The organism is Mesorhizobium sp. BR1-1-2, assembly GCF_020165435.1.
In the GTDB taxonomy this organism is placed as follows: Bacteria; Pseudomonadota; Alphaproteobacteria; order Rhizobiales; family Rhizobiaceae; genus Mesorhizobium.
Map to the genome: position 1 here is coordinate 67399 of NZ_JAIUID010000008.1, position 12135 is coordinate 79533.

The 12135-nt window shown below is 64.4% G+C and carries 10 protein-coding genes; 6 read left to right on the forward strand and 4 right to left on the reverse strand.

Features of this window, described 5'->3' with window-relative positions; translation table 11 throughout:
• Positions 1–11 precede the first annotated feature (11 nt).
• The 5 genes from LB551_RS19375 to LB551_RS19395 all read left to right on the forward strand — a co-directional run bounded on the left by LB551_RS19375 (position 12) and on the right by LB551_RS19395 (position 6499).
• Positions 12–1001 (forward strand): glycosyltransferase family 2 protein, encoded by a 990-nt coding sequence (locus tag LB551_RS19375; protein ID WP_224624791.1) that lies wholly within the window; start codon positions 12–14, stop codon positions 999–1001.
• Positions 1001–1951 (forward strand): glycosyltransferase, encoded by a 951-nt coding sequence (locus LB551_RS19380; protein ID WP_140550268.1) that lies wholly within the window; start codon positions 1001–1003, stop codon positions 1949–1951. Before LB551_RS19375 ends, LB551_RS19380 begins: the two co-directional genes overlap by 1 nt.
• Positions 1941–2909, forward strand: a complete 969-nt coding sequence (locus tag LB551_RS19385) for a glycosyltransferase family 2 protein (RefSeq protein ID WP_224660152.1) — start codon at positions 1941–1943, stop codon at positions 2907–2909. Before LB551_RS19380 ends, LB551_RS19385 begins: the two co-directional genes overlap by 11 nt.
• 74 nt (positions 2910–2983) lie before the next feature.
• Positions 2984–3880 carry a UTP--glucose-1-phosphate uridylyltransferase gene (locus tag LB551_RS19390; protein WP_224660153.1) on the forward strand — a complete coding sequence of 299 codons (897 nt, stop codon included), beginning with the start codon at positions 2984–2986 and terminating at the stop codon, positions 3878–3880.
• A gap of 237 nt (positions 3881–4117) precedes the next feature.
• On the forward strand, positions 4118–6499 hold the full coding sequence (locus LB551_RS19395; protein ID WP_140550265.1) for a polysaccharide biosynthesis tyrosine autokinase: 2382 nt from the start codon (positions 4118–4120) through the stop codon (positions 6497–6499).
• 90 nt (positions 6500–6589) lie between these two features.
• On the opposite strand, the gene LB551_RS19400 is transcribed toward LB551_RS19395, so the two are convergent.
• The 4 genes from LB551_RS19400 to LB551_RS19415 form a co-directional block, all read right to left on the reverse strand.
• Entirely contained in the window at positions 6590–6955 is a 366-nt protein-coding gene (locus LB551_RS19400; RefSeq protein ID WP_224660154.1) for a VanZ family protein, read from the reverse strand.
• Positions 6956–7107: 152 nt separating this feature from the next.
• Entirely contained in the window at positions 7108–8190 is a 1083-nt protein-coding gene (locus LB551_RS19405; protein WP_224660155.1) for an acyltransferase family protein, read from the reverse strand.
• Between the two features lie 188 nt (positions 8191–8378).
• Positions 8379–10286, reverse strand: coding sequence for a propionyl-CoA synthetase (locus tag LB551_RS19410; protein WP_224660156.1), 1908 nt, complete (start codon positions 10284–10286; stop codon positions 8379–8381).
• 240 nt (positions 10287–10526) lie between these two features.
• Entirely contained in the window at positions 10527–11216 is a 690-nt protein-coding gene (locus LB551_RS19415) for a PIG-L deacetylase family protein (RefSeq protein WP_224660157.1), read from the reverse strand.
• Between the two features lie 27 nt (positions 11217–11243).
• Here LB551_RS19415 and LB551_RS19420 point away from each other — a divergent pair, with 27 nt between their 5' ends.
• Positions 11244–12134 carry a DMT family transporter gene (locus LB551_RS19420; protein ID WP_224660158.1) on the forward strand — a complete coding sequence of 297 codons (891 nt, stop codon included), beginning with the start codon at positions 11244–11246 and terminating at the stop codon, positions 12132–12134.
• Position 12135 lies beyond the last annotated feature (1 nt).

A 12135-nucleotide genomic window follows, 5' to 3' on the forward strand; every position in this document is an offset into this window, starting at 1 on the left:
GAGATCGCCCGATGATGCAAGCGCTCCCCTCCAGCCTGATCGTGATTCCCTGCCTCAACGAGGCAGCCCATATCGGTGTGCTGCTCGACCAGCTCGGCCCCGCGGCGGCGAGGCTCGGCGCCAGGATCGTCGTTGCCGATGGCGGCAGCACCGATGGTACCCCGGCCATTGTCGGCGAGCGCGCGAAAGAGGATCCCCGCATCGTCCTTCTCCACAATGAAAAGCGCATCCAGAGCGCGGCGATCAATCTTGCCGTCGCCAGATTCGGCGACGGAGCCGAATATCTGATCCGTATCGATGCCCATGGCGGCTACCCCGCCGACTATTGCGACCGGCTGGTCGAGGAAGCGCTGGCCACGGGCGCCGATTCGGTCGTGGTCTCGATGCTGACCAGCGGCAGCGGCACCGTGCAGAAGGCGGCAGCGGCGGCGCAGAACTCAAAGCTCGGCACCGGCGGCTCCAAGCACCGGCATCTGTCCGCCGGAGAATGGGTCGATCACGGCCATCATGCGCTGATGCGGATTTCTGCCTTCCAGGCCGTCGGTGGCTATGATGAGACGTTCAGCCATAATGAGGACGCCGAGCTCGATTACCGGCTGAGGCAGGCCGGCTACAGGATCTGGATGAGTGGCAGGACGCAGATGGTCTACTATCCGCGCGCGTCGCTCAGCGGCCTCTACTTCCAGTATCTCGGCTACGGCCGCGGTCGCGCCAAGAATGTCCTGAAGCACCGCGTCATCCCGAAGGTCCGGCAGATGGTGCCGCTGCTGGTATTGCCGGTGGTGATGCTCGCGGCCTTTTCCTTCGTGCACTGGCTGGCGGCGGTGCCGCTTTTGATCTGGGCGTCGGTGTGCCTCGGCTATGGCCTGTGGACGGCGGTAAGCCAGCGCAATGCCGATATCGCGCTTGCCGGCGTCTCGGCGATGGTCATGCATTTCGGCTGGTCCGTCGGTTTCTGGCTACAGCTTCTCGGCCTCGGCGCACGACGCGGGGTCGCGTGATGGCGATTCCAGGCACGAACCGCCGCATCGATATCGGCGTGTGCACGTTCCGCCGGCCGGAACTGGCCGACACGCTGCGCTCGCTCGATGCCATGGACAGGCCGGCCGGTTTCGATGTCCGTGTCATCGTCGCCGATAATGACGACACGCCGAGCGCCAGGGATCTGGTGACGGCGCTGGCGCGCGAACTGTCGCTGCCGATCAGCTATCACCACTGCCCTGCGCGCAACATCTCGATCGCTCGCAACGCCTGCCTTGACGCCAGCACGTCGGATTTCGTCGCCTTCATCGACGACGACGAGACGGCTTCGCCGCGCTGGCTTGCCGAGCTCGTCGCAACGGCCCAGGCAAGTGGCGCCGCCGCCGTGCTGGGCCCGGTCAAGGCGCGCTACGGCGCCGACGCGCCGGACTGGATGCGGCGTGGCGACTTCCATTCGACCTTGCCGGTCTGGGTGCGCGGCGAAATCCGCACCGGCTACACCTGCAACGTGCTGCTCGACATGGATTCGGACAGCCTGCGCGGGCGCCGCTTCAGCCTGGCACGTGGCCAGACCGGCGGCGAGGACACCGAGTTCTTCGACCAGATGCACAAGACGGGCGGTCGAATCGCCTTTTCTCCGGAAGCTTGGGTGGACGAGATCGTGCCGCGGACCAGGGCCGCGTTCGACTGGCTTGGCCGCCGCCGCTTCCGCGTCGGGCAGACGCATGGCCATCTCCTGGGGCGCAATGCGAGCGGCATTGGCCTGGTCAAACAGGTTGGCATTGCCGCGGCAAAGGCAGCCTATTGCTTCGCCGCGGCGTTTCCCTTCCTTGGAAGCCCCGTGCGGCGGAACCGCAGCGTGCTGCGCGGCATTATGCATGTCGGCGTCGTCAGCGGCCTTGTCGGCATCCGCGAGATCCGCCTCTACGGCCAGCCCTCGCCACAGGAAGGAGGCAAGCGTGCAGCCTGACGTCAGCTTCGTCCCGGACGTTTCCTTCGTCATTGCAGCCTACAACGCCGAGGCGACCCTCGACCGGGCGATCGCCAGCGCCATCGCGCAAAAGGGTGTCAGCGTCGAGGTCGTCGTCGTCGACGACAAGTCGCGCGACGCGACGCTCGACGTGGCAAGGGCCTATCCGCAGGACAGCGTGCGCGTCGTGGCGCTTGCGCACAACAGGGGCCCCGGCGGCGCCAGGAATGCCGGCCTCGAGGCTGCCCGAGGCCGCTGGATCGCGGTCCTCGACTCCGACGACGCGGTCTATCCCGGCCGCATCGCCGCCATGATCGCGCGGGCTGAAAGGGCGGGCGCGCAAATCGCCGTCGACAACCTCCAGGTCGTCCGCGAGGACGGCGTGACCGACGATGCGATGTTTCCGACATGCTATCTGGAGGAATTGGGCGAGATCTCGCTGGCCAGCTATATCGCCGGCAACGTCGTCTTCGAATCGAAGTTCAATCTCGGCTATCTCAAGCCGATCTTCGAGCGCCACTTCCTGGAAGAAAACCGACTTCGCTACGACGAGGACCTGATCATCGGCGAAGATTACATATTCCTGGCCAACGCCCTCGCCATGGGCGGCAGGTGCGTGGTCGAGCCTGACATCGGCTATGCCTATCACATCCGCAGCGGCTCCATTTCGCGCGTGCTCGAGCCTCATCACGTCGAGGCGATGCGCAAGGCCGATGCAATTTTCGCTCAAAGCCATCAGATGGACGCGGCCGCGCAAGCGGCGTTCGCCCGGCGCAGCCGCAGCCTGCGCAAGGCAGCCTCCTTCCTGTCGATGGTCCAGCACATCAAGGCGCGGTCTCCGCTCAAGGCGATCCGGACGGCGCTCAGCGACCCGGCGGCGGTCAAGCATATGGGCATGCCGATCGCCGTGCGGTTGCGACGAGTAGCGGCACAATTTGCCGTGGGGGCGGGGAGGTGAAGATGCAGGCACAGGGAGGGATTTTTCCTGGCCTGCGAATGGACTGAAATCGATCTCCTCAGAAGGAATTTGCGATGAAGAAAATCAGGAAGGCCGTGATACCGGTGGCGGGGCTTGGAACGCGGTTCCTGCCGGCGACCAAGTCGATGCCGAAGGAAATGCTTCCCGTCGTCGACCGGCCGGTCGTGCAATACGCCGTCGATGAGGCCTTCGAGGCCGGCATCGAGCACATCGTGTTCGTGACCGGCCGCAACAAGGCGGTCATCGAGGATTATTTCGACTTGCATCCGGAATTGATCGGAACGCTGGAGCAGAGCGGCAAAAAGGCGCAATTGCAGTCGCTGGAAAGCCTGCTGCCGGTGGCCGGCGCCACCAGCTTCATCCGCCAGCAATCCCCGCAGGGCCTTGGCCACGCCGTCTGGTGCGCGCGGGAGGTCATCGGCAACGAGCCCTTCGCCCTGCTTTTGCCTGATATGGTCTCGTTCGGCGGCCGCGGCTGCCTGGCCGAGGTCGCCGACCTCTATGCCGAAACCGGCGGCAACGTCATTGCGGTCGAGCGCTGTGACCCGACCGAGACCAACAAATATGGCATTGTCGGCCGCGGCGCCGACATTGGCGGCGGTTTCGAGGTGACGGCGATGGTCGAAAAACCGGCGCCGGCCACTGCGCCGTCGAACTTCTACATCAATGGCCGCTATATCCTGCAGCCCGAAATCTTCGCCCTGCTCGGCAACCAGCAGCGCGGCGCCGGCAACGAGATCCAGCTGACCGACGCCATGGTGCGCCTGGCGCAGGAGCAGTCGTTCTTTGCCCAGCCCTTCAAGGGCCGCATGTACGACTGCGGCTCGAAGGAGGGCTTCATCCAGGCCAACATCGCGTTCGCCTTGGCGCGCGACGACATGAAGGGTCCGGTTTTCGAGATGCTTCAGGAGTTCGTCCGGTCGCATGAACGACAGGAAGAAGCCGCATAATGCCCATGTTTCGGGAGCATTGTCGGACGGCTGACGGTTCGATGCCCGGAAGGCCCTGTGGCGTCCGGCATGGAACTTGCGTTGCTTTTTGGCAATGCTCCCGATCTTCGAAGTGCCTGGGAGCCAAGGCATGATCCCGGAAAGCGCAAGGCGGTTTTCGGAAAAGATCATGTTCAAACAGTGAGATAGAGCCCATCCCGATGATTGGGATGGACGGGCTCTGGAATTGGACCGAAGATGAACTATGCCAACTTTCCTCTCGACAAGAGGATGCCATTGCCGAATTCGGAAGCAGGAGACGGCGAAGACTTCATCGATGTCGAGCGGCTGCTTGGCATGGCTGCGCGGCAGGCCAAGGTGGTTGTCCTGGGCGCGGTCATTGGTCTTGTCATGGGCCTGCTCTATCTGCAGACCACGCCGCCCAAATACCAGTCGGTCTCGAGCGTGCTGATCGATGAGGGGCTGAACAAGATCGTCGACGACATTTCGGCGGCGTCGACGACCATGCAGACCGATTCGGCCATCCTGAGCCAGATCGAAATCCTGACCTCGACGCGGCTTGCCGCCGTGGTCGTCGACAAGCTGAAGCTCGACCGCAACGACGCGTTCATGAACCCGCCCCAGTCGGCGCTCGCCCAAGGCATCGGCCTGATCCGCGGGCTGATCCAGTATGTTCGCCCCAGTCCTCCCATGCCGGGCGTCGGCGACGTCACCAAGCTCGACCCCGCCACCCGCGATGCGCTGATCGCGACCTCACGTCGCGACTACGCGATCCTCAAATTGCAGAACGAGGTGCAGGCGGAGCGCGTCGGGCGAAGCTATGTCATCGCGCTCGGCTACCAGGCCACGGACCCGGCACTGGCGACCGCGATCACCAAGGCCTATGCCGATGCCTATCTCGCCGACCAGCTCGACGCCTCCTTCGATGCCACCGAGCGCGCCGCGGTCTGGCTGCAGGGCCGGCTGACGGAACTGCGCGAAAGCTCGCAGGCGGCATCGTTAGCGGTCGAGAAATTCAGGGCCGAGCACGGACTGTCCGCCAACAGCGACGGCCAGCTGATGAGCGCCAAGCAGCTTGCCGACCTCAACGCCCAGCTTATCGTGGCGCAGGCAGATACGGCCCGGGCCAGCGCCCGCTACCAGCAGTACAAGTCCATCGTCGAAAGCGGTTCGGAGAACGCCTTCAAGGATGCCGCCATATCGAGCGACCAGCCGAGCAGCTCGGTCATCGCGGCGCTCAAGACGCGCTATCTCGCCGTCGCCAAGCGGCAGCAGGATGTCGAGGCCAATTTCGGGCCGCAGCATCCGCAGGCGGTGGCGCTCGCCAAGGAGAAGGCCGACATATCGGCGCAGATATTCGGCGAGCTGAAGCAGCTGACCGAAAGCTATCGCAACGAATATGAAGTGGCGCTGGCGCGCGAGACCGCGCTCAGGGCCAATGTCGCAGCGGCGCAAGGCAAGAGCGCCATCGACAACCAGTCGCAGGTCAAGCTGCGTGAACTCGACCAGAAGGCGACGGCGCTCTCCACGCTCTATCAGACATTCCTCGGCCGCTATGAGGAAGCCGCCCAGCAGCAATCCTTCCCGGTCGGCAAGATCCGCATCATCTCGGATGCATCGATGCCGCTCAGCGCCTCCAGCCCGCGCACGATCGTGGTGCTGGCGCTCTCGCTTGTGCTGGGCACGTTGATGGGTGCCGGGTTCGGCGGCCTCAACGAATTCAACGAACGTTTCTTCAGGACCGGCGAGGATGTCCGCGACCGCGTCGGCCTCAAATTTCTCGGTTACCTGCCTGTCATCGGCGGCAAGACCGCCAGGGAGGAAAAGCAGGTCGATCCGGATCTCAAAACCGCCAAATCGCCGGCCGCCGTCGAGAAGCGCGCGCGCATGCGGGTCAGCGTCGATGCTCCGGCGTCGATGTTCTCCGAGACGCTGCGCAGCGCAAAGATCGCCTTCGACGTCGTCATGGAAGGGCAGGGCAGCCGCGTCATCGGCGTCATCTCGGTCCTTCCCGGCGAAGGCAAGTCGACTGTCGCGGCCAATCTGGCCGGACTGCTTGCCGCCAACGGCGCCAGGACGCTGCTGATCGACGGCGACCTGCGCAATCCGGGCTTGAGCCGTAGCCTCGGCATGGAGGCCGAGCAGGGACTGATGGAAGCGGTGGTGAGCGGCCAGACCTGGCAGTCGGTCGGCAAGATCGACCGGCAGACGAAGCTCGCGATCATTCCGGCCGTGCTGCGCGGCAATTTCTCGCACACCAGTGAGCTTCTCTCCTCGGCCGGCATGCGGCGCTTCATCGACAACGCCAAGGAGACCTTCGAGTACATCGTCGTCGATCTGCCGCCGCTGGGGCCGGTGGTCGACGCCAAGGCCTTCGCGCCGCTTGTCGACGGCTTCGTGCTGGTCACCGAATGGGGCCGCACCCCGCGCGCAATGGTGAGGTCGATGCTCGAATCCGAACCCTATGTCGCCAACAAGATCGTCGGCGCGGTGCTGAACAAGGTCGATCTCAAGAAGCTCGCCAAATACGGCTCGTTCGGAGCGTCCGAAAAATTCTTCGGCCAGTACTCGAGCTATTATCTCGACAAGACCGAAGTGCGCAGCAAGACAACGGTCTGACATCGGCCGTGGCGATTGCGTGCCTGAGTGACGACGCAGGTCATCGCCTTGTGGCCGCGGCGCGCTACAGTGGGACTCTAAACCCGGGCATCATTCGGCAGGCAACGTCAGCCTGCGCGGCCAATAGCGGCTGGCCACCAAAAGGCTGAGATGGACGACAACTATTCCGAGGATGCCTGCCAAAGCCTTCAGCGAGCCATCTGAAAGGCGCGCATGGCGACCGGGTTCGAGGAGTTGCATCAGCTCCAGCGCAGCGGCTACGACAACGACGATAGTGACAGTTCCAGCCAGGCGGTTTGGAAAGCCGAGACCCATTGCCACGCCGAACAGAACATAGGCGAGGGCGCGTTCGAAATCTGGGTCACCCAGGTGAGGCCGCATCTGGATTGGCGACAGCGTCGCGAAGACAATGACGGCGAGCAAAGCAAGGGCGGCAATGCGAGAGATAAGGGTCATGGCCGTTCGTAAAGCGAACAAGCCGGCGAAACAAGTACGGGCATTCAAGCAGCCGCACCCGATCCAAAGACGCCATCGTAGCCCGTGACGATGCACTTCGATGAAGCCGCGTTGCTGCCGCCGGACGGCGCGGCCATTGCGATAGTCCGCTTCTACGCGGCCTTGAGCCGGTAGCGGAACACCGTGTGGTCGAGCAGCAGCCGGATGCGTGGTTCGGCTTCGGTCGCCACCAGCCAGCTTGCCGCGATCATGGTCGCGCCGACCGTTGCCATCGACAGGAGATAGGGAAATCCCGCGCGGACCATCGCGCCGAGCATCGCCGCGCCGATGACGTCGTGGATCAGATAGAGCGGGTAGGTCATCAGGCCGATCCGGCGCCAGCCGCTCCAGCTGAGGTCGAGCCGCAGCGACCACGCCATCAGGGCGATGGCGACCAGGAAGACGAGGATCGGCGGCGCATAGGGCATCGCGGCGCCGACCTTGGCGCTGTGGACGTCGACCGAGCTGGCGATTTGCAGCAGGCTCCCGCCCAGGAACAGCATGCAGAAGCCCAGGCGCGAGGCCGTAACCGCCTTGAACCGCATCAGCCAGATAAGCACGCCGACGGCGAAGAAAGAGCCATGGTGCACCAGGACGAGCTGCAGCCAGCGCGTCTCGGCAAGGTCGGACCAGCCGAGCGGATAATAGAGGCACCAGAACAGCGTGCTGACGAGGCCGATCACGACCGCCACCGTCTCCATCAGGTGAAAGCGGCCGAGCCGCAACAGGATCCAGACGACAGCGTAGAAGGCGATCTCGATGCCGAGCGTCCAGTAGACGCTGTCCACCCAGGGACCGTAGGGGGCGAAAAGGCCGGTGCGGACGAGCCTGACCACGGCATCGGTCGGCCAGCTCAGACCGGTGAGCAGCAGCACCGCCGCGGTGACCGGCGCGCAGATCCAGACCGCCGGGGCCAGCCTTTTCACCCTTGCCTCGAAAAACCGCAGCGGCGTCGAATTCTCGGCGCTGAAGGCGATGACGAAACCGCTGATGACGAAGAATATCTGCACGCCGACCCAGCCGGAGCCGACGAAGGCCATTTCGGGATGGGGCGGGATGCCGCCGGTCGCGCGCGCCGAAACGCCGTCAGGGAATGCCCATACCCAGAAGCCATAGTGATAGAACATCACCATGACGGCGGCCAGGAAACGCAATATGTCGACGCCGCCGAATGTGATTTTTGTCTGCTGAGCCATGCGACCTCGTCGATGGCCCCCCACTCCGACTGTAGGGCGCAGTGCTGCATTGCACAATAAAAGATTGCGCGCCGCAGGTAAGACGTCTGCTCCGGGCAGCTTCACTCAATCGGATAGGCGCCCCCTCCGGCTCGACGAAGCCGAGACAGAGAGGGGGCCGGCGCTGCCATCCGTGATTGAACAGCCTGTTAAACCCCGATCCCGCGCGCTCTCATCGCCGCCGTGATCTCGTCGAGGATGGCCGGGTCGTCGATCGTCGCCGGCATGGTCCAGTCTTCCTTGTCGGCGATCTTCTGCATGGTGCCGCGCAGGATCTTTCCCGACCGCGTCTTCGGCAACCGCTTGATCGTCACCACCGTCCTGAAGGCGGCGACCGGGCCGATGCGTTCGCGCACCAACCCCACCACTTCGCTCTCGATCAGGCCGCTCTCGCGCGAGACACCCGCGTTGAGCACCACGAAGCCGAGCGGAACCTGGCCCTTCATCGCGTCGGCGATGCCGACGACGGCGCATTCCGCGACATCGGGGTGCGTTGCCAGCACCTCTTCCATGGCGCCGGTCGACAGCCGGTGGCCGGCGACATTGATGATGTCGTCGGTGCGGGCCATCACGTAGAGGTAGCCGTCCTCGTCGATCATGCCGGCGTCCGCCGTCTTGTAGAAACCGGGGAATTCGTCGAGATAGGCCTGGCGGAAGCGGGCGTCGGCGTTCCACAGCGTCGGCAGGCAGCCCGCCGGCAGCGGCAGCTTGACCACGACATTGCCGAGCGTGCCGCGCGGCACCTCGTGGCCTGCATCGTCGAGCACGCGGATGTCGTAGCCGGGCATCGGCACGCCGGGTGAGCCGTATTTCACCGGCAGCAGGCCGAGCCCCGCGGGGTTGATCGTCATTGGCGAGCCGGTCTCGGTCTGCCACCAATGGTCGATGACCGGCACGTTCAGTTTCTGCTCCGCCCATTTGATGGTTTCGGGGTCGGCGCGCTCGCCCGCGAGGAACAGCGTGCGGAATTTCGACAGGTCGTATCTGCCGACGAATTCGCCCTTGGGATCCTGCCCCTTGATGGCGCGGAACGCCGTCGGCGCGGTGAACAGGGCGACCACGCCATGCTGCGCGATCACCCGCCAGTAGGTGCCGGCATCGGGCGTGCCGACCGGCTTGCCTTCGAACAGCACGCTGGTGCAGCCATGCAGCAGCGGCCCATAGACGATGTAGGAATGGCCGACCACCCAGCCGACATCGGACGCCGCCCAGAACACTTCGCCCGGCTTGACGCCGAACTCGTTTTCCATCGTCCATTCGAGCGCCACCATGTGGCCGCCATTGTCGCGAACGATGCCCTTGGGCTGGCCGGTCGTGCCTGACGTGTAGATGATGTAGAGCGGGTCGGTGGCCAGCACCGGAACGCAGTCGACATTGGCGCCGGCCGCCCGCTCGCGCGCGACCGCGTCCGCATAGTCGATGTCGTAGTTTTCCCTGAGCTCGCAGCGCAGCTGGTCGCGCTGCAGGATCAGGCAGGCGTCAGGCTTGTGGCGGGATATCTCGATCGCCTTGTCGAGCAGCGGCTTGTAGGCGACGACGCGGCCGGGTTCCAGGCCGCAGGAGGCCGAGATGATCAGCTTCGGCCTGGCGTCGTCGATGCGGGTGGCCAACTCATGCGAGGCAAAACCACCGAAGACGACCGAATGCACGGCGCCGATGCGGGCGCAGGCAAGCATGGCGATGGCCGCTTCCGCCACCATCGGCATGTAGATGATGACGCGGTCGCCCTTGCCGACGCCACGGTTCTTCAGCACCGAGGTCAGCGCCACCACTTCGCGTTTGAGCTCGGCATAGGTGAATGTCTTCACGGTGCCGGTGATGGCGCTGTCATGGATCAGCGCGATCTGGTCGGCGCGCCCGCCGGCGACATGCCGGTCGAGGGCATTGTAGCAGGTGTTGCAGGTGGCGCCGGTAAACCAGCGGCCATAGACGCCAGCTTCCGCATCGAACACCTTGTCGTAAGGCGTGTACCAATCGATGGCGCCAGCCGCGTCCGCCCAGAACTTTTCCGGATCGCGTTTCCAGCCCTCATAGACCTCGTGATAGCGTGAAGCCATCCGTTTCCTCCCCAGGAAAGATTTGCCGTCCAGGCAATAGCCTATGCTGTTTTTTCCGGCGATGTCTTCCCTCAATTCGTCTGATCCGGTCCGGTCCTGGCCGCAAAGGTGCGACATCGTGGCCTTCCGGGAAGAAACGTCCGGCCGGGCGTTCCCATGTGGCCATGTGCACCGGCGCGTCCCCCAGCCGGCGGTCTCGTCGTCGGGCACGGTCAGCGTGTCGAGGAGCCGTCTCCCGGCTCAGTCGACCCTTTTTGTGCTCACCATCACCGGACGGATCGGCGGCGCCGGCGGCAGCAGCTCGCGAATGTCTGCAAACGGAAACATGGGCTCGAAGCGGAAGGCTTCCGCCTGTGATCCTGGCGCGCCGTTGCACTGGCCGGCGCGGAAATAATTCTGCGTGCGGGCGATCTCGACGAAGCGCTCCGGATCCTGCGATTGGTGCAGGCGGATCGCCTTGGCCTTGATCTCGGCCTGGGCTGATATGTCGACATAGTGGGTCGGGGAGAATCCGGTGCCGCCCATCGTGTCGGCATGCAGAACCGGCACGGCGAACGAGGCCGCGATGCGCACGGCGTCCGACAGCGCGCGGTGGTCGGCGTGATAGTCGTTGGGCGCATGGGTGATCACCAGATCCGGTCCGGTTTCGCCAATCAGCGTCTTCAGCGCGCCGATCAGCGCGGCATCCGCCACCAGCCCGCCGTCGGGAAAGTCGAGGAAGCGCGGCGCCGCCCCGAGCAGCGCGGCCGCGGCCGTTGCCTCCTCGCGACGGACACGGGCGAGAACCGTGGGATCGCTCTTGCCGCCCCTGGCACCATCCGTGGCTACGGCAAAAGTCAGTTCTGCGCCTTGCGCCGCATAGGCCGCCATCGTACCGAACATGAATATCTCGATGTCGTCAGGATGCGCGCCGAGCGCCAGTATCTTCAACGCTTCTCTCCCCGGAAATGGAAAAACGTGACGAACGGAATCCTGCTCGCCCTGATCGCCTATGCAAGCTATTCGGGCAGCGATGCCGTTGTCAAAAGCCTGGGCGGGCAGTTCACGGTGTTCGAGATCGGTTTCTTCTCGATATTGTTTGCCGGCTGTTTTCTCTTCTTCACCCGGCCGGCGGACGAGCGTTGGCGTGATTTCTGGCGCACCAAACGTCCCTGGGCGGTGCAGGCGCGCGCCTGGGCCGGCATCGCCTCGGGCGTGCTCAGCGTCTATGCCTTCACCACCATTCCGCTGGCGGAAGTCTACGCGCTCGTCTTCCTGGCGCCGCTCTGCGTCACCATCCTCTCCACGGTCGTCCTCAAGGAAAAGGTCGGTCCGTGGCGGTGGCTGGCGGTGGTCGCCGGCTTTGCCGGCGTCATGCTGGTGGTGCGACCGGGTTTTCGCGAACTCAGTCTTGGACACCTCGCCGCTTTCGGTGTTGCCTTCCTCGCTGCGGCGAGCGTTATCCTGATGCGCTCGCTGGCAAAGCAGGAAAAGCGCACGACCATGCTCGGCGTGCTGATCGGCTACGGCCTGTTGTTCAACGGCATCGGCATCGGCGCCACCTCGTTCACGCTTCCCGACGCAAAACAGCTTGCATGGCTGATGATAGCCGGCGCCTTCACCGCTTGCGGGCAATTGCTGCAGCTATTGGCCGTCAAATACGCGCCCGCCAACCGGATCGCGCCGACGCATTACTCGCAGATGGTCTGGGCGGTCATCCTCGGTGCGCTGTTCTTCCGGGAATACCCTGACTGGCTGTCGCTGGTCGGCCTGGCGGTTGTCGGTGGGTCCGGCCTGCTCACCATGGTGCGCGAGGAAGTGCGGCTGGGCACGGTGCGCTGGAACCCGTTTTCGCGCACCCGGCTTTGAT